We start from the raw sequence: 21,465 nt of genomic DNA, 5'->3' as shown, positions 1-21,465 counted from the left end.
CCGGCGTGCAAGGCACGCTGCATCGATTCTTCCCGCTCGTGTAACCAGGGCAACCGATGGAACGAACTACCCCACATGAGGTGTTGAAAGCGCGCGAGGCCGTTCTGCAGCGCCTGTTCCTGCAGGGGCTCGACGGCGACGAGGCGGCCTATCGGCAGTTCCTGACGCTGCTCGGTGCGCACCTGCGCAGCTTTCTCAAGCGCCGGTTGCAGACGGCAGCGGTTGAGGACTTGCTGCAAGAAACCTTGCTCGCGGTCCACAATGCGCGGCATACCTACCGCGCCGATCAGCCGTTGACAGCCTGGGTGCAGGCCATCGCGCGCTACAAGCTGATGGACCATTTCCGCGCCCATGCCCGGCATGAGGCGCTGAACGATCCGCTGGACGACCAGGCCGCACTGCTGGCCGACGAAGATCACCAGGCCGAACAGGCACAACGCGACCTGGCCAAGCTGCTCGAGCAGCTGCCCGACAAGCAGCGCCTGCCGATCCTGCACGTCAAGCTGCAAGGATTGTCGGTGGAGGAGACCGCCCGGCGCACCGGGCTTTCGACATCCGCGGTCAAGGTGGGCGTCCACCGTGGTCTGAAGGCGCTGGCCGCCCTGATTGGAGGTTCCGGATGAATACGAACGAGCTGATCGACATGCTCGCCAGCCACGCCCCGGCGGTAGATCGGCGGGTCGTCGCCCGGCGCTTCACCCTCGCGATAGCCGTGGGCCTGCTGCTGGGGTTGCTGGGGCTGCTGGTATTCCTTGGCATCCGCCCGGACCTCGCCGAGGTCGCCCGCACGCCGCTGTTCTGGCTCAAGCTGGCATTTCCCGCCTCCCTGCTCGGCGGCAGCCTGTGGATGACGGCGCGGCTGGCCCGCCCGGGCATGCCGGTGGGCGCCAGCTGGGCGGCCGTGGCAACCCCGTTGACGATCGTCTGGCTGGCGGCCCTCGGCCTGTTGTTCAGTGTCTCGTCAGGGAGCCGGCATATCCTGGTGCTCGGCGAGACCTGGCGGACGTGCCCGGTAAATATCGCGCTGCTGTCGATACCGGCCTTCGTGAGCGTGTTCTGGGCCATCCGCGGCCTGGCGCCGACCCGCCCGCGCCTCGCCGGAGCGGCTGGCGGGTTGCTGGCGAGCTCGACGGCAACCCTCGCCTACAGCTTGCACTGCCCGGAGATGAGTGTCGCCTTCTGGGCCGTCTGGTACGTGCTCGGGATGGCCGTTCCATCTGCCATCGGCGCCCTGCTCGGCCCACGTCTGCTGCGCTGGTGACCGCACAACGCCCATTTTCTTCAATACCGCTCCCCGGTCGCCCTCCTATCGTCGCGCCTTCAATTGCGTACCCGAGGAGCTCCGATGAGCCTGTTGCTCTCCATGGCCGCCTTCGCGCTGGCCTCTTCCATCACGCCCGGCCCGGTCAACATTGTCGCCCTCAGCGCCGGCGCGCAGCTCGGGCTGGGGCCTGCGATGCGTCACGTCAGCGGTGCGACGCTGGGCTTCACCCTGCTGTTGCTGGCGATCGGCCTGGGGCTGGATCAGATACTGCTGAGCTGGCCATGGCTGACCGAAGCCATTCGCCTGGCGGGCGTGGCGTTCCTGCTCTACATGGCCTACCGTCTGGCCCGCGATGACGGGCGCTTCAACACGGAGCGCCCCGCCCTGCGGCCAGGGCTGCTGCAAGGTGCAGCGATGCAATGGCTCAACCCCAAGGCCTGGCTGGCTTCGGTGGCCGGCATGGGCCTGTTCGCTGCGGGTGGCGACGGGCCGGCGGTCTGGCGCTTCGCGGCGGTGTACTTCGTGATCTGCTACGCGTCGCTCGCCTGCTGGGCGTTTGCCGGTACGTTCCTGCGGCACCATCTGGCCCGGCCAGAGCGGGTCCGAGCACTCAATCGGCTGATGGCTGCGCTGCTGGCGGGGTGCGCTTTCTACCTGCTGCAGGATTAGCGGTCGCGATAATGCCCCGGGGTCGCCGCCAGCAACAGTTTGAACGCGCGCTGCAGGTGCGCCTGGTCGGCGAAGCCGGCCGCCAGCGCCGCCTCGGCGATGGGCCGGCCGCGACGCAACTCGGCGCGTGCGAACTGCACGCGGCGGTTGGTCAGGTAGGCGTGCGGGGTCATCCCGAACTGCCGTTTGAAGCCGCGTATCAGACTCGATGGCGACACGCCCGCGGCCCGGCTGATCTCCTCCAGCTTGAGCGAGCGCTGGTAATGATCGGCGATGTAGTCGGCCGCTCTTTGCAGCTTTGCGTCCTGGTGGGCAGTCTGCCGTTGCAACCCCAGCCGCTCGTGGAGCGCGGTGAAGAAGGCGACGGCCTCGCCCTGCTTGCGCAGCGGATCGGCATGCGGGTCGGTCAGCTCGGCATGCAGGCGGTGGAACCCGGCTCGCAACCGGTCATCGCGCGTGAGAATGGGGGCGAAACGACGAAAGCCTGAGCTGGCCATGCCGAGCCTGTCCTGCAGATCGGCCAGCCAGGCGGCGTCGACGTAGAGCATGCGGTATGCCCACGGCTGGTTCTGGATCGGGTTGCAGGCGTGCACGTCGCCCGGGTTCATCAGCACCAGTGTGCCCGCCTCGATGCGGCACTGGTGCTCACCGTTGAGGTAGGTGCTGGCACCGCTGTCGATCAGGCCGATGGAGAAGGTTTCGTGGCTGTGCCGGGCGTAGCAGACGCGACGACCGTCCAGCACGGTGCGCGACTCGATGAAGGGCAGCGCCGGGTCGCGCCAGAAACGTGAACAGGCCCGGCTCGATGGATGGTTTGCTTCGGCGTGGCGCATGATCGGCCCTCCGCGACACTTTGCAGGCCGTCAGGTTAGCCGAAAATCCCGCTGCCGAAGCAGTCTTGTGCCCCTTCGCGGCCGGTGCCGCATCGCCCTCGAACCGCAGGCCGCGCTAATGCATGTCGGTCTCGCGCATTCATCCACCCGGGACGTCGAACGGCTTCGTCTGTTCTACTGTCCGAACTTCAATGCTCATGACACCCAGGACCGCATGACTCCGATACGTTCACCACGCCGCACGCCTCTCGAAACCCGTCACTGCGCCAAAGACACCTGGCGTCGGCTCGCGTCCGGGATCGGCGCCGCCGCGCTGCTCGTGCTCGCCGGCTGCAGTACGCAACCACCGGGACCGCCCCCGCCGAGCCCTGAAGAAGTCAGGGCGAAGATCGTCCGTCTGATACCGAGCAGCATCCCGGACCGCCAGGGCTGGGCGCGGGACATCTACAACGCCTTCGATACGCTGGACATCCCGGCGGACAATGAAAACATTTGCGCCGTGCTGGCGGTGACGGTGCAGGAGTCGACCTTCCAGGCCACGCCACCCGTCCCGGGCCTGGCGAAGATCGCGCGCGAGGAAATCTACCGTCGGGCCGCCCGCGTTCATGTGCCACGGTTCATGGTCAACGCCGCACTGGATCTGCAATCGCCGACCGGCAAGACCTACAACCAGCGGCTGTCGGCCGTGCGCAACGAGAGCCAGCTGAGCGCCATCTTCGATGACTTCGTAAGCATCGTGCCGCTGGGCAAGCAGCTGTTCGGCACCTTCAACCCGGTCAAGACCGGCGGCCCGATGCAGGTCAGCATCGCCTTCGCCGAATCGCGCGCACGTGACTACCCGTACTCACGCGAAGGCACTATCCGGGAAGAGGTATTCACCCGACGCGGCGGAATGTTCTTCGGCATCGCGCACCTGCTCGACTATCCGGCCAGCTACGACCGGCCGCTGTACCGATTCGCCGACTTCAATGCCGGCTGGTATGCCAGCCGCAACGCGGCCTTCCAGAATGCCGTCACGCGCGCCAGCGGCATCAAACTCGCGCTGGACGGGGACCTGATCATCCACGGCAGCAGCAAGGTGGGCCAGACCGAGACGGCCGTGCGTTCGCTTGCCAAGCAACTGGACATGAGCGACACCGCGATCCGTAATGCATTGGTACGCGGCGACACACACGGATTCGAAAAGACCCGCCTTTACGAACGCGTATTCGAGCTGGCCGAAAAGCGCGCCGGCAAGCCCCTGGCTCGCGCCGTATTGCCGGGGATTCGGCTGGAAAGCCCGAAGATCACGCGAAACCTGACCACCGCCTGGTTCGCCAACCGGGTCAACGACCGTCACCTGGCCTGCATGAAGCGCGCGGGGAGCTGACGGGCATTCGCTCAACCCATCAGCCCCATCCCGGCAAGCACGAAGGCCCCCACCGCCACGATCAGGCCCAGCAGGATCGCCGCGCCGTCCTGGGTGGTGATGCCAAGGCCGAACAGGCAGATCGCCGAGAACGGCGCGGTGCTGGCGAAAGGCAGCAATTCCAGCGGTGGCACGGATGCCGCCAGCACCACGCAGAGCGCCGCGATGATGCGCAGGAAGCCGCGGCGGGTGGCCCAGGGCAGCCGCCGACGGCTGATCTTGTCCAGCCAGCGCACCACTGGACGGACCTTGTTCAGCCCCTTTTCAAGCTTATGGCCGCTGACGGATCGATTGGCTAGAAAGCGCGGTATCCAGAAGTGGTCCCGACCGAACAGCATCTGCAAGGCGAACAAGGCGATGATGAGGGCGAGCAATGTCGGCACGCCCGGAATTCCCCCGACCGGGCTGATTTCGATGATGGCCGGAACGAACAGAAAGGGGCCGAAGCTGCGCTGGCCGACCTTCTTCTGCATGTCCCCGACGGAGACTTCCGACTGGTCGTCCCCCAGTTCGATGACCGCGTCGATCACCTGCTCGAGGCCGTCAAATTCGTTGCCGTTGGCCATCCGGCCTTCCTCGTTGTCGGTAAATGCACGGACCAGGCAACGCGTATCGCGCCGGGTCGCGCGGCTATTACTTGGGACTCTGCACGCCGAGGATGATTCTTCCGTTTCCGTCGGGTCAGAAGCCGGCGTTGCGAGTCAGCAGGTCGACCAGCGTGAGGGTGAACATCAGCAGCAGCCAGAACCCGGCGCCGAGGGCGAAGAAGCGCACCAGCCCCGAGTGCTGGCCCAGTTGCATGAAGCCGAACAGCACCAGCGCGGCCTGCCCCGCCGCCCCGAGCAACGCAAGGTCGGACCAGGCCGGTAGCCACAACGCCAGCAGGACATTGGCAGCCAGCAAGAGGATCAGCCCAAGGTAGGCCAACAGCAGTTTTTGCAGGCTCATGCAGGCCTCCCGAGCAGGTAGAGCGTCGGGTAGAGCAGAATCCAGATCACATCGACCAGGTGCCAGTAGAGGCCGGCCATCTCCAGCGTCAGGGCGCGCTCGGGCAGTTTCATGTGGCCAAGACGGATGCGTACGGCCATGCCCAGCGCCAGTACCACGGCGATCGCGACATGCAGGGCGTGCAACGCGGTGGAATAGAGATAGATCACCATGTACAGCCGCGAAGCAGGGTCTTCGAGCGGGGACGGGTTGGGCGATCCGGGCAGGAGCCCTTCACGGTATTCCCAGGCGTACTCGAAACCCTTCACGGCAAGAAACCCCAGGCCCAGCAGCGCCGCGACGGCCAGCCAGATCTGGACGTGGCGGTCCTCGCGCTGGCGTGCGGCCCTGACCACCAAGCTCATGCACAGACTGCCGGTGAGCAGTAGCACGCTGTTGAAGCCGGCCAGCACGAAATGCAGATGACGCACCGCCTCGGCGACCGGCTCCGGGTATTGCAGGCGGTAATAGCCAATCACCAGGAACAACGCGCCGAACATCATGACTTCCGTGGCCAGGAACAGCCACATGCCGAGATAGGTCGCCTCGCGCTGCTGCGCGGCCGTACTGAAGTGCTCGGCGAGGTAACCCTTACGAGCGTCCATGGGTCGCCTCGGGTGGGTACTCGTACGCCTCGAAATCGACGATGGGCGTCTCGGTGAAATTGTGCGTCGGCGGCGGCGAAGAGGTACGCCATTCAAGGCCGGCGGCGTCCCAGGGATCGTCATCGGCGATCGGCCCGTAGCGCAGCGACCAGATCAAATAGAAGAACGGCAGGATGTAGGCCGCCGCGAGGATCGCCGCGCCGGCCGAGGACAGGACATGGAGAAACTGAAAATCCTCCCCGTAGCTGTGATACCGCCGCGGCATGCCGAGATAGCCCAGCAGAAATTGCGGGAAGAACGTCAGGTTGAAGCCGAGGAAGATCATCACCGCCGCGATCTTGCCCCACAGCTGCGAGTACATCCGGCCGGTCATCTTCGGCCACCAGAAGTGCAGCGCGCCAAAGAACCCCGCCACCGCCGCGCCGACCATGATGTAGTGGAAATGCGCGACCACGAAGTAGGTGTCGTGCACGTGCACGTCCGCCGCCAGCAGCGCCAGGAAAAGGCCCGTCACCCCACCGACGACGAACAACCCGATGAATGTCACCGCGTAGAGAAAGGGTGCATTGATGGTGAGGTTGCTTTTGTAGAGGGTCGCCGTCCAGTTGTAGACCTTGATCGCCGACGGGATGGCCACCAGAAAGCTGAGCAGCGAAAACACCATGCTCGCGTACATGGACTGGCCGGCAACGAACATGTGGTGGCCCCAGACCATGAAGCCGATCACCGCGATCGCCAGGCTCGAATAGGCGACGAAGCTATAGCCGAAGATGCGCTTGTGCGCCGCCGCCGTGACCAGCTCGCTCATCACGCCCATCGCCGGCAGGATCATGATGTATACCGCCGGGTGGCTGTAGAACCAGAACAGGTGCTGGAACAGGAGTGGGTCACCACCCAGCGCCGGGTCGAACACGCCGATGTGGAACAGGTGCTCGGCCGCGACCAGGATCAGCGTGATCGCCAACACCGGCGTCGCCAGCACCAGAATCACCGAGGTGGCATACAGCGACCAGCAGAACAGCGGCATGCGAAACCAGGTCATCCCGGGCGCGCGCAAGGTGTGGACCGTGACGATGATGTTCAGCCCGGTGAGGATCGAGGAAAACCCCGTGATGAACACGCCCAGGATCACCGCCACCACATGGCCGTTGCTGAACATGGTCGACAGTGGCGTGTAGAAGGTCCAGCCGGTGTCCACGCCGCCAGCCAGCAGCGCGAAGATGGTGAACGCACCGCCGCCGACCAGCAGGTACCAGCTGAACAGGTTCAGTTTGGGAAAGGCCATGTCCTTCGCACCGATCATGATCGGGATGAGGAAGTTGCCAAACACCGCCGGGATCGACGGGATGAGGAAGAACCACACCATGACCACGCCATGCAGGGTGAAGGCGCGGTTGTAGCCATCGGCGGTCAGCAGATCGCCGTCCGGGGTGATCAGCTCGATGCGGATCGCGCTGGCCGCGAGCCCGCCGAGAAAAAAGAAGGCGGTCACGGCGATCAGGTACATGATTCCGATGCGCTTGTGATCGGTGGTCATGAACCAGGTGCGCAGCCCGTGCTCGTCGGCCAGGTAACTCGGGCGCTGGTTTGCGGCGGGGTTCTTCTGGCTCAACGGATAACACTCCTGGGTCGGAACAGGCCGCATTCGGCGGTGGTTGCTTCAGGGTTGGTCAGCGCCATCCTGCCCTCCTTCGCCGGCGTGTCCGAGTGACTTGATATAGGCAGTCAGGCGCAACACCGCTTCCTCATCCAGCACATTGTCGAAGCTCGGCATGATGGGTTCGAAGCCGGCCACGATGTGCTTGTTCGGCAACAGGATGCTGTCGCGGATATAGCCATCGTCGGCCACGACCGACTCGCCGCTCTGCAACGCCACGCGGCGGCCGTAGAGCCCGGCCAGATTGGGCGCATTCGCGACGCTGGCGTCGCCGTGGCAACCACTGCAGCCGAACTGACGGAACAGCGCCCCGCCCTGGTCGGCCAGGCTTTCGGATGTACCGGCCTGCTCCAGCCAGGCCGCGTACTCCTGGGCCGGCAGGATCACCAGATCCGCCAGCATGCGCGAATGATCGGTGCCGCAGTATTCGGCGCAGTACGCCTGGAAACGCCCGGTCTTGCTGGCCTTGAACCAGAGCTGGGTATAGCGGCCCGGCAACAGGTCCTGCTTCACTCGCAACGCCGGGAAATAGAGGCTGTGGATGACGTCCTGCGAAATCATGTTGAGCTTTATCGCCTGGCCTACCGGCACATGCAGCGTGTTGATTTCGCGCTGGCCGTCCGGGTGCTGGAATTTCCACATCCATTGCTTGCCCACCACCTGTATTTCCATGGCATCGGGCGGTGGCGTGCGCACTTCGTAATAGAGCCTGGCGGAGACCAGATAGATGACCATGGCGCCTACGAAGGGCAGCGCGATCCAGGTCATTTCGACCTTCATGCTGCCGCGCGGTCGATGGTCGCGTGGCACCTTCGTACCCTTGCGGTAGCGAAACGAGAAGAGCACCAGCAGGACGAACACCGGGACGATGAAGAACATCATCATTCCGGTGAAGGCGAAGACCAGCCAGTCGACGTTGCCGGCATAGCTCGACGCGGTTTCCGGCCAGAAGCGAACGAACTCCTCGTTCACGCGCCGCCCTCCCGCTTGCGGCGTTCAAGCCAGAGCGTGACGCCGATGAACCCGCCCAGCAGCAGCGTGGTGCCGATGCCACCGACCTGCAGCGCGCCGATCACCAGGTTGTCGTAACCGCCCGTGCGCGGATCGTAGTGATAACAGAGCAATAACAGCTGATCGCCCAGCGAGCCGACACGACCCTCGCCTGCGTCCACCAGCGCCAGCCGCATGTCGTCCGGCTGGTAGCCGAGGCCGTAGAGCCAGCGCACCAGTCTGCCGTCCGGGCTGAGCGTGGCGATGGCCGAGGCATGGGCGAACTCGCCGATCTCCGGGTCCCAGCTGTAGTTGAAGCCGACCGCCTCGGCCAGCCGGTGCCCGGCGGCCGGATGCGACGGGTTCGGCTCCGGCCGAGTGGCCGGAACGACTTCGCTGAGAAAATGCACGTGAGGCGAGTCCACGAGCTGCGGCCAGCGCGTGCGCAGCTTGGCGCGCTCGGCCTCGGCATCGGCTGGGGTCTCGCGCGGGTCGATACTGAAGGCGACCACCTCGTAGTCCTTGCCCAGCTCGAGTGAAAGCGCGGACAACAGGTTGAACAGGCTCGCCAACTGTGCCCCGCAGACGTTCGGGCACCGGTAGTAGACCGGCGCAAGAATCACCGGCCGGTCGCCGAGCACATCACCCAGCGTGACGCGATTTCCGTCCACGTCGACGAAGCGCAGCTCGAGCGGCACCTGGGCGCCGGGTTTCTGCTCGATCCCGGCCGCCGCAAAGGGATCGAAAGGCGTGTCGGCCTGCGCCGGCCCAAGCAGCAGCCAGGCGAGCCAGGACAGCCAGAGCATCCACAGCGGGCGCCTCATGCGGCCGGAACACAAGCGACAGATGATCACGGCTGCGCCCTCCCCCTGGCCTGCTGCTCTCGTGGGGTGGGTTGGCCGGCCTCGGGTTCGGCACGCGACGGCCAGCCGCGCTCGGCCAGCAGGAGGATGCCGCGATCGACCGGGATGCGCGCCAGCCCGGCGTTTCGGTCCACCCAACCGTAGTGTTCGATCAGCGCAAGGCCATCGGTCGTTACCCCTGTTCCGCCCGCTCGTGGGTCGCTTTCCAGCCGCGGCTCGGGTGGCTTGCCTACGGTACGCTCCAGTGCAGTGACCGGCTTGTCCGGCTTCAGGTCGTACCACCAGAGCAAGCCAGCCACGCCGAAGCCGGCGACCAGCAAGGTTGCGAAAATCCCGAAGCCAACGATCAGCAGCACCTTGACGTTGGCGTCCTGATGCTCGAAACCGTCCCGCTGGGAACCCGGATCGACGGGTACGCTCATGTGCTTCTCCTCGGCAAGAGGGCCAGCGCCAACAGGCCGATTCCCGCCAGCCAGGCGCAGAGCAGCGCAAACGCCAGCCCCAGCGGTCTCACGGCATCCACGCCCGGCAGGCTCAACCAGACGCCTTCGGCCAATCCGAGCGTCAACGTCGCCACGGCCAGGGCTGTCAGCGGAATGCGGCGCTCTCTGGCCGGCCAGAGCAAGGCGAGGAACACCAGCGCTTGGCCGCCTGCCAATACTCCGGTCAACCATGCCCAGCCGCCGTCGACACGCTGCTGGTACCAGCGGATTTCCTCGGGCAGGTTGCCGTACCAGATCACCAGGTACTGCATGAAATGCAGGTACAGCCAGGCCAGCGCGGCCGAGGCCAGCAGGCCACGCAGCACGCCCGGACGGTTGCTGCCGCGTGCCACCGCCCCCAGGCAGCAAAAGGCGATGCCACTGAGCATCAGCCGGCCAAACCAGACCAGGCCGAACAGGCTGGAGGTGAAGTGAAGGTCGAGCGACATCGCCCAGTCGACGGCTGCCAGCGACGTGCTCAAGACCAGCGCAATCAGACCCAGGCCAGCGGCTGCCGGTTGGCTGAGACTCAGCGGCAGCACCCACCAGGCCAGTGCCCACCACAAGGCCAGATACAGGACGCCGCGCACCGCAAAACTGGGCCAGGCGAGCCAGAGCCCGCGAAAGCCGCCTTCATCGACGCCAACCCACGCATAGAGCGCCCCCGCGCCGATCAGCACCGGCAAGGCAGCCAGCGCGATCACCGGCACGCTTTGGCTGCTGTGCACCGTCAAGGTCCACAGTTGATCGCGCGCGCTGCCGCTGACCAGCGCCACGCTGAGCCCGAGGCCCAACGCGCCCAGTGGAATCGCGGCCAAGCCGAGCAGGCTCGCCAGGCTGGCCGCCACGGCTTCGCGGCTGACCAGCCACAGGCACGCCAGCAACCCGAGGGCGCCAAGCCCGGCGGCAACCGTTGCCATGCGATGCCGGTTCATGGCAGGCGCTCCAGGGTGTTGCGGTCGATTTCCGGCAGCTCGGCCACCTCCACACGCCGGCTGAATTGCAATGCCCGAATATAGCCGACGATGGCCCAGCGGTCCGCCGGTTGCACCCGCGCCGCATAGCTGTACATCTGGCCGTAGCCGTGCGCGATGACGTCCATGAAGTGCCGGTCCGGCGCGGCGATCAGTCGGGGTTCGGCCAGATCCGGCGGGCGGGGGAAGCCACGGTTGACAACCGTCCCGTTGCCGTCGGCCGCAACGCCGTGGCACGGCGAGCAGAAGATCTCGAAGCGCTCGCGCCCCCGCTGCATGAGTTCGACCGTCAACGCGGGCCGCTCGGCCAGCACGGCTTCGCGTGCCAGGTCGCCGCGCGCAACGGTGCCCACCGGCGGGGCCTGGTTGACCTTGCCGTCCGGGAAGAACCGGCTGGCTTGCTGCGCATCGGCGCGGGGCTGGTTGGCCATGTCGTCACAGCCAAACAGCGTACCCAGCAGCAACAGGAGCAGCGCGCCGCGAATCATGCCGGCACCTCGCTGACCGAAATCGCGCGCTCGGCCAGCCACAGCGCGGTACCGGTCCGATCGTAGAGCGGATCGTCTGCGCGAATGCAGAGCAGGAAGCGATCGTCCGTTGCGCGTTCAAAGGCGCTCGCGTCATGCAAGGGATGCCAGAGCAATGGCAAGCGGCACAGCCACAACAGGCCGAACACGGCGAAGCCCGTCGCGAACCCCACCATGAGCAGGAAGGTGACGATACTGAAGCTCTGCAGCGCGATGAGTGGCCGCCCGCCGATGTCCAGCGGATAGCTGAGGTTGGCGTAGACCTGCATGCCCAGCCCGAAGACGATCCCCACCAGTGCGCCGACCACCCCGAACCAGTAGGCGCGGTCGCTGCGGTGCCCAAGCACGGCCTCGATCCCCTCGACCGGAAACGGGCTGTAGGCCTCGATCCGCCGGTAGCCCGCCGCACGGGCGGCACGCGCCGCCTCCAGCAGCGCGTCGGGGTGGGCGAAGTCGGCCAACAGACCATAGTGGCGCTCACTCATGGGCGCCTCCGCGGTGACGATGCAGCACCTCCTTGAGCTCGAACGTCGAGATCATCGGCAGGAAGCGCATGAATAGCGAGAACGGCACCATGAACAGGCCGAAGGTGCCGACGAACAGTGCCCAGTCCCAGAACGAGGGGCTGTACGCCTGCCAGCTGGACACCAGAAAGTCTCGGGTCGGGGGCTGGATGATCAGCATGTAGCGCTCGCACCACATCCCTGCCAACACACCCAGCGCAATCAGCAACATGGCGCGGCCATTGCGCCTGATGGCCGGCCACCAGAGCGCCTGCAACACGACGAGGTTGAGGATGATCGCGGCCCAGAAGCTCCAGGCCGTCGGCCCCGTGATCCGGTTCATGGTCACCAGGATCTCGTGCTCCTTGCCCGAATAGAACGCGATGAAGGGCTCGGCGAAATAGCCGTATCCGGTCATCCAACCGGTGGCCAGCAACAGCAGCCCCAGCTTGTCCAGATGACGATCAGTGATGAGGTGATGCCAACCAAAGAAGCGACGCAGGCCCAGCGCGATGACGATGACCATGGCAAACCCGGAGAACACCGCGCCCGCGACGAAATACGGCGGGAAGACCGTCGAATGCCAGCCGGCTTCTAATGACAGGTCGAGCAGAAACGAGTAACCACTCGAAACCGAGAACACCAGCGGCACGGCGAGAATCGCGATGAAGCGATAGGTGCGGCGCCAGTGGCTCCAGTGCGAGGCGGCACCCCGCCAACCGAGTGCGAGCAGGCCGTAGAAATATTGATAGTGGCGTTTGCGGGCTCGGTCACGCGCTGAAGCGAAATCGGGGATGGCGCCGACATACAGAAACAGCAGCGACACACCGAGGTAGCCCAGCACAGCGAAGAAGTCCCAGGCGGTGGGGCTCTTGAATTGCGGCCATAGCTCCAGGGTGTTCGGGTAAGGCGCGGTCCAATAGAACAACCAGGGCCGGCCGAGGTGCAGGATCGGAAAGATCCCCGCGCAGATCACCGCCATCAGGGTCATCAACTCGGCGAGCCGGTTCAGCGAATTGCGCCAGGGACGGTTCAGCAGCAGCAGGAGCGCCGAGATGAAGGTACCGGCATGGCCGATCCCCAGCCACCACATGTAATTGAGAATGGCGAAGCCCCAGTTGACCGGGACGTTGTTGCCCCAGACGCCGACACCTTTCGCCAGTACGACCGCGGCCGCGGCGACGAACACTCCCAGCAAGAGGCAACTGACGCTAAAGAGCACCCACCAGGCCCTTCGGTACCGGTCGAAGTGCCCGGGCAGGTCGAGCACCTGCTCCGACACCGCGCCAAGCGGCATGTCCCGCGGCAGGAAATGCGGTGTGTCAGCCATCCTGCCCTCCTTTACCGGGCCACTCGCCAAGCGGCTGATCGGGCAGGACCGGCGGATCCTCGACCAGACCGAGGTAGGTCGTCTTCGGCCGGGTATTGAGTTCCTCCAGAAGGCGGTAGTGCCGTTTCGTGTGGCGTTCGCGATTGACGGCGGCATCCGGGTCATTGAGGTTGCCGAAAGTGATCGCCTGGGTGGGACAGGTCTGCTGGCACGCCGTCCTGACCTCGCCGTCGGCGATCTCGCGGTCCTCGATCCGCGCCGTGATCCGCGCCTCGCTGATGCGCTGCACGCAGTAGGTGCACTTTTCCATGACGCCTCGCGAGCGCACCGTGACATTGGGGTTGCGCTGATGCTGGATCGACGGCGGGTCATCCCCGGTCAGGTCGAACCAGTTGAAGCGGCGCACCTTGTATGGGCAATAGGACGAACAGGTTCGAGTCCCAATGCAGCGGTTGTAGATCTGCTCGTTCAACCCGTCCGGCCCGTGTACGGTCGCATTGACCGGGCAGCCCACCTCGCAGGGCGCCTGGTCACAGTGCATGCAGGGCACGGGTTGAAAGGCCGAGGTGGGCTCGCTCGGATCGCCGGCGTAATAGTGATCGACGCGCAACCAATGCATGTGGCGGCCCATCTCGACCTGTTCCTTGCCCACCACGGGGATGTTGTTCTCCGCCTGGCAAGCCACGACGCAGGCGTTGCAACCGATGCACTGGTCCAGATCGATAACCATGCCCCAGGCGGTATCGCGCGGCTGTCGAGGCGGATAGAGGCTGATCGCCTCGGGCGTCGGCGCTACCTCACGAAAGGCCTCCTCGCGCGGGTGGCTGCGAATCAGATCCTGCCCCTGCAGCACGTGATGCGGCTGGGTGGAAGCCAGGCGCATGTGGTCGTCCAGCCGAGCCAGCCGGGCACCGTGCCGCATCCACGGTTGCTGCGCCGTACGCAGCGGCGCGACGTCGTAGCCGAGCCCGTCACCCACACGGCCGGCGCGTTCGCGGCCATAGCCGCCGAACAGGCTCAGGGTGTCATCGGCCTGCCCGGGCATGACCCAGGCCGGACCTTCGACCACCCTGCCCTCGAGGGTGACGCGCAGGCGATCGCCGCTCGCAATACCCTCCCGCTCCGCCAGGGCTGGCGACAGGCCGATCACGTTGTCCCAGGTGAGCTTGCTGATCGGCTTGGGCAGTTCCTGCAACCAGCCCAGGTTGGCGAAGCGTCCGTCCCAGACGCAGGGGTCTGGCCTGAACGACAGGGTCAAACCGTCCACGGGCAATGCCGGCGGGTCCCAACGGGGTGGCCTCGCACGGGCCTCGATGGTCCGCAAGGCGCTGTCGCGGATGAAGCCCAGCTCCAGTGCCTGGCGCCAGCGCCGGTCATCGAGCATGGGCCAGGTTTCGCGCACCAGCCCCTGCGCATCGGGTGACAGTTCGCCCTGTAGAACGGCGAGCACTTCGGACGCCGTGCGGCTACTGTAGAACGGCTGGACCAGGGGTTGCGTCAGACAGACACTGCCATCGGCTGCGCGGCCGTCGCACCAGCTGTCCAACGCATGGGTCAGGGGAAGATGCCAATGGCAATGCGCGGCCGTCTCGTCGTAATAGAGCCCGGCATGGATGCGCAGTGGGACCTGGGCCATCGCCTCGGTGAACGCGAGATCGCCAGGTGCCGTATGCGCGGGGTTGACGTCGAGGATCACCAGGGTATCGACGGCCCCTGTGCGCATCGCCGCCACCAGGTCCTCGAGGCCCGATAGTCGTTGGCCGCCGGCTTCAAGCCAGATGAATGGCTCGGTGTATTCGACGGTCTTGCCAACGTTGCCAAGCTGCTGGTTCAGCCAATGCACTGCCGCTTGCACGTCGAGGGGGACATAGTCGCCGGCCGTGATCAGGCAACGCCCGCGCCGCGCCTGTAGTTCGGCGGCGACCGCTTCGATCCAGCGCTGGCTGGCGTGCGGCAATGGCGCTGCGTCTGGGCCTCCCAACGCCGCCGCGAGAGCCTGAACATAGCTTCTCAAGGCCGTGGGCGTGACCCGCCGACGCTCAGCCGCCTTGGCCCCGGTTACGGTGGACAGCGACTCGACGACGATCAGCCGAGCCTCACCCTCGCCGCGGGCCGCTCGGCGCTTGCGCTCGCTCCAGGCGATAGCCTGCGACAGTTCCCGTGGGCCGGCACCGAGCCAGTCATGTTCGAAGCTCAGCACCCATTCCGCACGCTCGAAGCGATAGCGGGTTTCCAGAGCGCGGCCAAACGCACGTTCGCTGGCAGCGTAAGCATCGCCCTCCCAGGGTTCGAAGCGATGTAGCGTCGCCTGTGGCCAACGTTCGAGCATTGCCGCCACCTGCCGGCGCAGCGTCGGTGAACTGCTGGCCCCCATCAACAGATGCAAGCCGCGTCCAGCTCGCGTGTCGGCTCGGGCCGCCTGCTCCAAGGCTGTGCGCTGGAAGGCGTTCCAGGTACTGATATCCCCTTCATGGCGTGGCGCTTGCGAGCGGTCCGGGTCATAGAGCTGCAGGATGGTGGCCTGGGTGAATGCAGTGGCTGCCCCCAGGCTCGCGGGATGATCCGGATTGCCCTCCAGCTTGGTAGGCCGACCTACATGCGTGCGCCCCAGCACCGGCTGCGCAAGGCCGGCGAACGGAACCGCACTGGCGTACCAGCGAGCCTGACCGGGTACGAGATTTTCTGGCTGGACGACGTAGGGCACGCCCTGCTCCGGCTCCTGCCCGCAGCCCGCCAGGCCGGCGAATGCCATCGACGCGCCCATCAGCTGCAGGAAACGACGACGGTCCATTTCCGGCGCAATGCTGGGGAATTCAGCCTCGACGAAGGCCGCAAACGCCGGCTCATCGGCCAACTGCTCGAGGCAGCGCCAATAACGCGGGCCATGCTGGCCTTCGAGACGTTGGCGAATAGCAGCGTAATCGAGCGGCATGCGATCCATGGATTACCTGTGGCAGGTGTAGCAATGAGTCAGGTGGCGGGTGTCGATGTGGTGCGCCTTCACCAATTGCTGGCCGACCTCGCGCCGATCGAGCTCGGTGGACCAGCCCATCGCCGTGATCGCTTCGCGCGGTCGCAGCCGCGGCGCCGGGTCCTGGTGGCAATCCAGGCACCAGCTCATGGTGAAGGCCTCACCGCGGTACATGAGCGGCATGGTGTCGACCTGGCCGTGGCAGGTTTCGCAACCGACACCGGCGTTGACGTGAACGTCATGCTGGAAATAGACGTAATCGGGGAGCTCGGCCACGCGGTTCCAGCGCAAGGGCTTGTCCTCGGCCAAGCTCTGGCGAACCGGGGCCAGCATCTCGGCACCTGTCCATATCTGGGAGTGGCAGCTCATGCAGGTCTCGGTCGGCGGCAGCCCCGCCACGGCGCTTGTTTCGACGCTGTCATGGCAATAGCGGCAATCGATCTTCAAGGCGCCGGCGTGGTGTTCGTGGCTGAACGGCACGGGTTGTCGCACCACCCATCCCTTGCGACTGATGTAATCCGAGCGATCCAGGACCATGACCACGATGAGCAATCCAACCAACCCGCCGAACAGGATGAGCAAGGCCAGACGCAGCCACATATCAGCCGAACGGGGGAAAATCTGAGGCATGCCTGACTTCTAGGGACGAATGTATCCGTCTGTTTCGGCCGCCGATCGTCGGATGAGTTCAGCCGAACGCGGCAAATGACGAGATTGCCTCACGCATGAGCGCTCGCTTCATCCAACGCGCATAATGACAATTGGGCGAAACCGGAGTGTGAACAGAATAATTAACATGCTGGCTGTTTATTCTGTGCAACCCTTTATTAACGACAATAAAAAAAGCGGAATCCGTTTTCACGGATTCCGCTTTGTCTTGACGCTGTCTGTTATAGATCAGCTATCAGGAACTGCGACCGCCACCGTGGCTGTTTTGGCCGCCTTTTTTGCCAGCCTCAGATGCCTTCTCGCGATCGTTGGCGAAGTTTCCGCCACTGTTCTGCCCGCCCTTCTGGCCGGCTTCGGATGCGCGCTGGGGGTCGTTGGCGAAGTTGCCACCGCTGTTCTGGCCGCCTTTATGGCCGGCTTCAGAAGCGCGTTGCGGATCGTTGGCAAAGTTGCCGCCGCTGTTGTGACCGCCCTTTTGTCCTGCTTCGGAGGCCTTCTCGCGATCGTTTGCAAAGTTACCCGGATTTCCGCTCTTATCATTCGACATGAGATTACTCCAGTTACTTGGTGGTACTAAATAAGATGCGACTCAAACTGCAGCCGCCTCACTATCTCCGAAAGCGGTGAGCGCCTGATAGTTCGCACTTGTCTTTATCGGTCGATGAACGGCTCGCAATTATTCTGCTATCAAACCGTTAATTACTGTCATTGCACTTAGATGGCAACGAAACGCCAATTGCAGGGTTGGCGCTGCTTGCACCGGAGCAATCATTTTTGGAGCGTGCCGCGGTGGAGGTCGCCCCGCACACGACCGCTCATCCGATGGCGCGGCCTGTCAACAAGCTGTAACGCGTGTCGCTCAGTCTCGAGGTCAGGAAAGCCACGACGGCTGGCGCAAGGACGCGGCTCCATAAGGACGACCCCTCACTCGACCGAGCACTTGGAGGCCCCATGAGCAGCAAAACTCTGGAAAACCTGGTCAGGCAGTCCGATCACAGCGCCAAGGCGCCGCTGGAACTGTGGAAGCAGCTGCATCATGGGCACCGGACATACCGACCCAGTGCCGCCGCCCTGGCACGACGCGCATCCTTCGATGCGGCCATGTCCGGCGCAGGTCGCTAACCCGCCTACCCGCTCTCGGCCCTGCGTTCCTGCTGCAGCAGGGCCCAGACGATCGCCAGCCCCACCAACGCCATCGCTCCGGCGCCCAGAAAGATGCTTTGCATGCCGATGTAGGTCGCCAGGCCCCCCATGATCGCGCCGGACAGGCCCAGCGCCAGGTCGAAGAACATCGCGAACACGCTCAGTCCCGAACTGCGGTTGGCGACCCCTACCCGGGACACCACCCCCACGCCCAGCGCCGGATAGAGCAGCGACAGGCCACAGCCGGTCAATGCCGAACCCGCGAGTGCGAAGCCAGGCGCTTCCGCCAGCCAAAGCATGACGAGCCCGAGAATCTCGACCACCAGGCAGGCCACCGCCACGGTGTAGCCGCCGACACGGTTGATGAGGTTGGGGAACAGCAGGCGCGTTCCGATGAAGGCAAAGGCGAACGCCGTCAGGCACCAGGCGGCGCCATCCCACCCGCGCGTGTCGTAGTACAAGGCGATGAAGGCGGTCAGCGTGCCGTAGCCGATGGTCGCCAGCGCCAGGCTCAGCCCGGGCGGGGCGACCTTCCACAGGACCTTGCCGAACGGCAGCCGCGCGCCGGGGTTGAGCGGCGCATCGCCACGTCGCCAGGCCAGGGCCAGTCCGGTCGCCGCGAGTAGCATGGTCACCACGCCCAGACTCCAGAGGCCCAGCGACTGCTGCAGATAAACGCCGAGCGGCGCACCGATGCCGACCCCTCCGTAGGCCGCGATCCCGTTCCAGGAGATCATCCGTGCCGTGCTCTGCGGCCCCAGCCGGGTGATGCCCCAGCTGATCGCGGAAATGCCGATTAGGCTCTGGGTAAAGCCCAGGACCAGGCGACTCGCGAAGAGCACGGCGATGCTTGCCGCCGGCCATGCCGTCATGAGCGCTGCGGCCAGCAGCAAGATGCCACTGACGAATCCGGACGCCATGCCGATCAGAACCGTCTTCTTCGCGCCCCGCTCATCGGCCAGGCGGCCGGCCAGCGGCCTGCAAAGCAAGGTGGTGAGGTACTGGGCGCCGATGACGACCCCGGCGATCGTCGTGCTGTAGCCCAGGGTGTCGTGCACGTAACCAGGCAGCGATGCGAGCGGGATGCCGATCGAGATGAAGGATATGAAGTTGAACACGACCAGCGAGAGGATGAACAAGGTGTCGTTGGCAGCGGGTTCGTTCGAAGCGGGCATGGATACGCCTGTCGTTGAGAGTGAAACCGAGGACGCCGGGCCCTGGCGTGTCCAGGGCTATGACCTGTAACCGAACCCGTATATCCCCAAGCGTGGCGAATTCATCATACAACTGACCCGAGGGTCTGTGGCCATCGATCAGGCTTGCCGGGTCATGACGGTGGGAGCCGGTCGGCGCCATTGCGGCAGCCCAATCAACACCACGGCGCTGAGGATGACCATCATCGCCACCCCTTCCTCGATGCCAATTCGCTCCCCCGCAAAGCTGATGCCCAGCAGCACCGCAACCACCGGGTTGACATAGGCGTAGCTAGTCGCGGCCGCAGGCCGAACGTGCTTGAGCAGATAGAGATAGGCGCTGAAGGCCACGATGGAGCCAAGCAGCGTCAAGTAGATCAGGGCAGCCCAGCCGGCCGGCGTCGGCAGCGTTTCGAGGCGCTCGCCGGACAACCCGCTGCCGAGCAAGAGCACGGCCCCGCCGACGAGCATCTGCGCGGCACTGGCCATGGCGCCGCCCGGCAGGTCGAGCTGACGGCTCCACATCGAGCCAAGCGCCCAGCTGGCGGCCGCGAGCAACACCAGGATCGCCCCCACCGGGCTCGCCTGCAGGTTGTGCCCGAGGTTGAGCAACCCGATCCCGACCAGGCCGAGCAGGATGCCGCCCCACTCCAGACCAGTGGTCTTCTGCCCCCAGATCAGGCCAAACAACAACGCAAACAGGGGCACGGTAGCGATGGCCAGCGCTGCGACGGCCGAAGCCACGCCGTAATGCTCGGCCACGGTCACGCCACCGTTCCCGCAGCTCAGCAGCAGTACCCCGATGAGCGCGCATGAGCGCCATTGCCGCGCGCTGAGTGCTGGCACGCCGCGCCAGCGCAGCCAGGCGAACATCAGGCTTCCCGCGATCAGGAAGCGCAATCCCGCCAGGAGCATCGGCGGCCAGGACTCGACGCCGATCCGAATCACGAAATAGGTCGAACCCCAGATCAGGTAGAGCGCGGCGAAGGCGCCCACAAGCAACAAGGGAAAAGGACGGGTTGGCATGCGGGCAGCCCTGGCGCGAAGGAAGGACGAAACGCCATTCTAGGCAAGGCGCTGATGATACCGACCGGCACAGTCAGCCTATTGTTTGCCGGTGCAGTTCAGCTTCAGCGCCCCAGACCGAACGGATCATCGATGCTCGGACTCGGCTCGGTGAACCAGCAGGGGCCGCGCTCGCTCATGTAGAAGTGATCCTCGAGTCGGACCCCGAACTCGCCTGGCACGCAAATCATCGGCTCGTTGCTGAAGCACATACCCACATCCAGCGGCGTATGGTCACCGCGCACCAGATAGGGCCCCTCATGGATGTCCAGGCCAATCCCGTGGCCGGTGCGGTGAGGCAGCCCGGGCAATTGGTAGTCCGGGCCCAGGCCGCAGGCTTCCAGTGAGCTGCGCGCGGCCTCGTCCACCTGTTCGCACGGTGCCCCCAGCTGCGCCGCCGCGAATGCCGCCAGCTGCGCTTCCCTTTCGAATCCCCAGATCGCTCGCTGATGCTCGCTTGGCTCGCCGAAAACATAGCTGCGGGTAATGTCCGACAGGTAACTGTGCACCCGGCAGCCGGTGTCGATGAGCACCATGTCGCCTCGCTTGAGGCGCTGCGTATAGCTCACACCATGAGGAAAGGCACTGGCCTCGCCGAACAGCACGATGCAGAACACCGAGCCCGTCGCACCGACCGCGCGATGCGCTCGCTGGATGAACTCCACCACCTCCTGCGTACTGATGCCCTCGCGAAGGATGCTGGCCGCGGCTTTCTGGACCTCGAGGGTCATCAGCTTGGCCCGCTGCATCAGCGCGATCTCGCTGCTCGACTTGCGTTGCCGGCAGTATCCGCTGACCGAGGCGGCGTCGACGAATGCGTAGCCGGGGTCGAGCTGACGCAGCCCGTCGAACATGAAGAACGGCAGTGCGGGGCAGATGCCGATGCGCGGACGGGCATGGACGTTCGGCCTGATCTCCATTCGCAGCAGGCAGTCGAATACCAGTCGGTAGGGACTCTCGTGTTCCTGCCAGCCATTGACCGCACCCTGCACCACCATGAAATCGCGGATCGTTCCCTCTTCGAATACCGGAGCGATGTACTCCAGCGCACCATTGGCGGGCAGCAACGCACCAACCAGGCGCTCGCTCGGATTCCAGCGCACCCCGGTGAAGTACTCCAGGTTGCTCCCGGCGCTGAGCAAGATGGCGTCGATACCAAGTTCGCGCATGCGCACCTGCGCCCGGCCGATGCGTGCCTGGTATTCGGCGTGGGCAATCGGCTCCAGCCCATCGGTCATGTTGTGCAGTCGTGCCAGTGCTTCCTGCGGTGTGCTGCCGCCTACGCCGATCGTCATGCCGCTCTCCCGCCTCGTAAGTGAAGTCGCCAGATTT

The 21,465-nt window shown here is 65.1% G+C and carries 23 protein-coding genes; 5 read left to right on the top strand and 18 right to left on the bottom strand.

The annotated features are described in order from the left end of the window. Window positions 1-56: 56 nt before the first annotated feature. The 3 genes from MST27_RS06135 to MST27_RS06125 all read left to right on the top strand — a co-directional run bounded on the left by MST27_RS06135 (window position 57) and on the right by MST27_RS06125 (window position 1,933). Window positions 57-623 (top strand): sigma-70 family RNA polymerase sigma factor, encoded by a 567-nt coding sequence (locus MST27_RS06135; RefSeq protein WP_243605121.1) that lies wholly within the window; start codon window positions 57-59, stop codon window positions 621-623. Continuing rightward, window positions 620-1,261, top strand: a complete 642-nt coding sequence (locus tag MST27_RS06130; RefSeq protein ID WP_243605120.1) for a DUF1109 domain-containing protein — start codon at window positions 620-622, stop codon at window positions 1,259-1,261. The genes MST27_RS06135 and MST27_RS06130 overlap by 4 nt, the downstream gene beginning before the upstream one ends. Window positions 1,262-1,345: 84 nt before the next feature. Further along, window positions 1,346-1,933, top strand: coding sequence for a LysE family translocator (locus MST27_RS06125; protein ID WP_243605119.1), 588 nt, complete (start codon window positions 1,346-1,348; stop codon window positions 1,931-1,933). Here MST27_RS06125 and MST27_RS06120 read toward each other — a convergent pair. Beyond that, window positions 1,930-2,766: an AraC family transcriptional regulator gene (locus MST27_RS06120; protein WP_243605118.1), complete on the bottom strand. Its 837-nt coding sequence runs from the start codon at window positions 2,764-2,766 to the stop codon at window positions 1,930-1,932. The genes MST27_RS06125 and MST27_RS06120 overlap by 4 nt on opposite strands. Before the next feature lie 118 nt (window positions 2,767-2,884). On the opposite strand from MST27_RS06120, the gene MST27_RS06115 reads away from it, so the two are divergent. Next, window positions 2,885-4,135: a DUF1615 domain-containing protein gene (locus MST27_RS06115; protein ID WP_243605117.1), complete on the top strand. Its 1,251-nt coding sequence runs from the start codon at window positions 2,885-2,887 to the stop codon at window positions 4,133-4,135. Window positions 4,136-4,146: 11 nt separating this feature from the next. Here MST27_RS06115 and MST27_RS06110 read toward each other — a convergent pair whose 3' ends face one another. The 14 genes from MST27_RS06110 to MST27_RS06045 all read right to left on the bottom strand — a co-directional run bounded on the left by MST27_RS06110 (window position 4,147) and on the right by MST27_RS06045 (window position 17,279). Then, complete coding sequence (locus MST27_RS06110) at window positions 4,147-4,740, bottom strand: exopolysaccharide biosynthesis protein (RefSeq protein WP_243605116.1); 594 nt, start codon at window positions 4,738-4,740, stop codon at window positions 4,147-4,149. A gap of 115 nt (window positions 4,741-4,855) precedes the next feature. Then, entirely contained in the window at window positions 4,856-5,122 is a 267-nt protein-coding gene (locus MST27_RS06105; protein ID WP_243605115.1) for a hypothetical protein, read from the bottom strand. Then, complete coding sequence (locus tag MST27_RS06100) at window positions 5,119-5,766, bottom strand: cytochrome c oxidase subunit 3 (RefSeq protein ID WP_243605114.1); 648 nt, start codon at window positions 5,764-5,766, stop codon at window positions 5,119-5,121. Before MST27_RS06100 ends, MST27_RS06105 begins: the two co-directional genes overlap by 4 nt. Continuing rightward, window positions 5,753-7,378, bottom strand: a complete 1,626-nt coding sequence (locus MST27_RS06095; RefSeq protein WP_243605113.1) for a cytochrome c oxidase subunit I — start codon at window positions 7,376-7,378, stop codon at window positions 5,753-5,755. The genes MST27_RS06100 and MST27_RS06095 overlap by 14 nt, the downstream gene beginning before the upstream one ends. Window positions 7,379-7,426: 48 nt before the next feature. Beyond that, on the bottom strand, window positions 7,427-8,395 hold the full coding sequence (gene coxB / locus MST27_RS06090) for a cytochrome c oxidase subunit II (protein WP_243605112.1): 969 nt from the start codon (window positions 8,393-8,395) through the stop codon (window positions 7,427-7,429). After that, window positions 8,392-9,237, bottom strand: coding sequence for an SCO family protein (locus tag MST27_RS06085; protein ID WP_243605111.1), 846 nt, complete (start codon window positions 9,235-9,237; stop codon window positions 8,392-8,394). Before MST27_RS06085 ends, coxB begins: the two co-directional genes overlap by 4 nt. A 26-nt stretch (window positions 9,238-9,263) precedes the next feature. Further along, a complete protein-coding gene (locus MST27_RS06080) occupies window positions 9,264-9,698 on the bottom strand; it encodes a hypothetical protein (RefSeq protein ID WP_243605110.1) in 435 nt (144 codons plus the stop codon). Further along, window positions 9,695-10,693, bottom strand: coding sequence for a hypothetical protein (locus MST27_RS06075; protein WP_243605109.1), 999 nt, complete (start codon window positions 10,691-10,693; stop codon window positions 9,695-9,697). Before MST27_RS06075 ends, MST27_RS06080 begins: the two co-directional genes overlap by 4 nt. Further along, window positions 10,690-11,220: a c-type cytochrome gene (locus MST27_RS06070; protein ID WP_243605108.1), complete on the bottom strand. Its 531-nt coding sequence runs from the start codon at window positions 11,218-11,220 to the stop codon at window positions 10,690-10,692. The genes MST27_RS06075 and MST27_RS06070 overlap by 4 nt, the downstream gene beginning before the upstream one ends. Next, entirely contained in the window at window positions 11,217-11,744 is a 528-nt protein-coding gene (locus MST27_RS06065) for a DUF3341 domain-containing protein (protein WP_243605107.1), read from the bottom strand. Before MST27_RS06065 ends, MST27_RS06070 begins: the two co-directional genes overlap by 4 nt. Beyond that, window positions 11,737-13,092, bottom strand: a complete 1,356-nt coding sequence (gene nrfD, locus MST27_RS06060; protein WP_243605106.1) for an NrfD/PsrC family molybdoenzyme membrane anchor subunit — start codon at window positions 13,090-13,092, stop codon at window positions 11,737-11,739. The genes MST27_RS06065 and nrfD overlap by 8 nt, the downstream gene beginning before the upstream one ends. Then, window positions 13,085-16,033 carry a TAT-variant-translocated molybdopterin oxidoreductase gene (locus tag MST27_RS06055; protein ID WP_243605105.1) on the bottom strand — a complete coding sequence of 983 codons (2,949 nt, stop codon included), beginning with the start codon at window positions 16,031-16,033 and terminating at the stop codon, window positions 13,085-13,087. Before MST27_RS06055 ends, nrfD begins: the two co-directional genes overlap by 8 nt. A 3-nt stretch (window positions 16,034-16,036) precedes the next feature. After that, window positions 16,037-16,693, bottom strand: coding sequence for a cytochrome c family protein (locus MST27_RS06050; protein WP_243605104.1), 657 nt, complete (start codon window positions 16,691-16,693; stop codon window positions 16,037-16,039). Between the two features lie 274 nt (window positions 16,694-16,967). Further along, window positions 16,968-17,279 (bottom strand): con-10 family general stress protein, encoded by a 312-nt coding sequence (locus MST27_RS06045; RefSeq protein WP_423705476.1) that lies wholly within the window; start codon window positions 17,277-17,279, stop codon window positions 16,968-16,970. 404 nt (window positions 17,280-17,683) lie between these two features. On the opposite strand from MST27_RS06045, the gene MST27_RS06035 reads away from it, so the two are divergent. Continuing rightward, window positions 17,684-17,854 (top strand): hypothetical protein, encoded by a 171-nt coding sequence (locus MST27_RS06035; protein WP_243605103.1) that lies wholly within the window; start codon window positions 17,684-17,686, stop codon window positions 17,852-17,854. Between the two features lie 5 nt (window positions 17,855-17,859). Here the strand turns inward: MST27_RS06035 and MST27_RS06030 are convergent, their stop codons facing one another. The 3 genes from MST27_RS06030 to MST27_RS06020 form a co-directional block, all read right to left on the bottom strand. Next, complete coding sequence (locus MST27_RS06030; RefSeq protein ID WP_243605102.1) at window positions 17,860-19,050, bottom strand: MFS transporter; 1,191 nt, start codon at window positions 19,048-19,050, stop codon at window positions 17,860-17,862. A gap of 138 nt (window positions 19,051-19,188) precedes the next feature. Continuing rightward, the gene (yedA, locus tag MST27_RS06025) at window positions 19,189-20,094 is read right to left on the bottom strand and encodes a drug/metabolite exporter YedA (RefSeq protein ID WP_243605101.1); all 906 of its coding nucleotides are present in this window, start codon (window positions 20,092-20,094) and stop codon (window positions 19,189-19,191) included. A 104-nt stretch (window positions 20,095-20,198) separates the two neighbouring features. Continuing rightward, window positions 20,199-21,428 carry a M24 family metallopeptidase gene (locus tag MST27_RS06020; protein WP_243605100.1) on the bottom strand — a complete coding sequence of 410 codons (1,230 nt, stop codon included), beginning with the start codon at window positions 21,426-21,428 and terminating at the stop codon, window positions 20,199-20,201. Between the last annotated feature and the right edge of the window lie 37 nt (window positions 21,429-21,465).

This window comes from Stutzerimonas marianensis (genome assembly GCF_022810315.1).
Taxonomy (GTDB): Bacteria; Pseudomonadota; Gammaproteobacteria; order Pseudomonadales; family Pseudomonadaceae; genus Stutzerimonas; species Stutzerimonas marianensis.
This window is presented reverse-complemented; position numbering and strand designations above follow the sequence as displayed.

What these genes read in the sequence shown, in the direction of transcription:
- nrfD (WP_243605106.1), bottom strand. Translation starts at nt 13,092, where the DNA reads ATGGCTGACACACCGCATTTCCTGCCGCGGGACATGCCGCTTGGCGCG.
- MST27_RS06065 (WP_243605107.1), bottom strand. Translation starts at nt 11,744, where the DNA reads ATGAGTGAGCGCCACTATGGTCTGTTGGCCGACTTCGCCCACCCCGAC.
- MST27_RS06035 (WP_243605103.1), top strand. Translation starts at nt 17,684, where the DNA reads ATGAGCAGCAAAACTCTGGAAAACCTGGTCAGGCAGTCCGATCACAGC.
- MST27_RS06130 (WP_243605120.1), top strand. Translation starts at nt 620, where the DNA reads ATGAATACGAACGAGCTGATCGACATGCTCGCCAGCCACGCCCCGGCG.
- MST27_RS06105 (WP_243605115.1), bottom strand. Translation starts at nt 5,122, where the DNA reads ATGAGCCTGCAAAAACTGCTGTTGGCCTACCTTGGGCTGATCCTCTTG.
- MST27_RS06050 (WP_243605104.1), bottom strand. Translation starts at nt 16,693, where the DNA reads ATGCCTCAGATTTTCCCCCGTTCGGCTGATATGTGGCTGCGTCTGGCC.
- MST27_RS06085 (WP_243605111.1), bottom strand. Translation starts at nt 9,237, where the DNA reads ATGAGGCGCCCGCTGTGGATGCTCTGGCTGTCCTGGCTCGCCTGGCTG.
- MST27_RS06110 (WP_243605116.1), bottom strand. Translation starts at nt 4,740, where the DNA reads ATGGCCAACGGCAACGAATTTGACGGCCTCGAGCAGGTGATCGACGCG.
- MST27_RS06030 (WP_243605102.1), bottom strand. Translation starts at nt 19,050, where the DNA reads ATGCCCGCTTCGAACGAACCCGCTGCCAACGACACCTTGTTCATCCTC.
- yedA (WP_243605101.1), bottom strand. Translation starts at nt 20,094, where the DNA reads ATGCCAACCCGTCCTTTTCCCTTGTTGCTTGTGGGCGCCTTCGCCGCG.
- MST27_RS06055 (WP_243605105.1), bottom strand. Translation starts at nt 16,033, where the DNA reads ATGGATCGCATGCCGCTCGATTACGCTGCTATTCGCCAACGTCTCGAA.
- MST27_RS06045 (WP_423705476.1), bottom strand. Translation starts at nt 17,279, where the DNA reads ATGTCGAATGATAAGAGCGGAAATCCGGGTAACTTTGCAAACGATCGC.
- MST27_RS06020 (WP_243605100.1), bottom strand. Translation starts at nt 21,428, where the DNA reads ATGACGATCGGCGTAGGCGGCAGCACACCGCAGGAAGCACTGGCACGA.
- MST27_RS06080 (WP_243605110.1), bottom strand. Translation starts at nt 9,698, where the DNA reads ATGAGCGTACCCGTCGATCCGGGTTCCCAGCGGGACGGTTTCGAGCAT.
- MST27_RS06100 (WP_243605114.1), bottom strand. Translation starts at nt 5,766, where the DNA reads ATGGACGCTCGTAAGGGTTACCTCGCCGAGCACTTCAGTACGGCCGCG.
- MST27_RS06125 (WP_243605119.1), top strand. Translation starts at nt 1,346, where the DNA reads ATGAGCCTGTTGCTCTCCATGGCCGCCTTCGCGCTGGCCTCTTCCATC.
- MST27_RS06075 (WP_243605109.1), bottom strand. Translation starts at nt 10,693, where the DNA reads ATGAACCGGCATCGCATGGCAACGGTTGCCGCCGGGCTTGGCGCCCTC.
- MST27_RS06070 (WP_243605108.1), bottom strand. Translation starts at nt 11,220, where the DNA reads ATGATTCGCGGCGCGCTGCTCCTGTTGCTGCTGGGTACGCTGTTTGGC.
- MST27_RS06115 (WP_243605117.1), top strand. Translation starts at nt 2,885, where the DNA reads ATGCATGTCGGTCTCGCGCATTCATCCACCCGGGACGTCGAACGGCTT.
- MST27_RS06120 (WP_243605118.1), bottom strand. Translation starts at nt 2,766, where the DNA reads ATGCGCCACGCCGAAGCAAACCATCCATCGAGCCGGGCCTGTTCACGT.
- MST27_RS06135 (WP_243605121.1), top strand. Translation starts at nt 57, where the DNA reads ATGGAACGAACTACCCCACATGAGGTGTTGAAAGCGCGCGAGGCCGTT.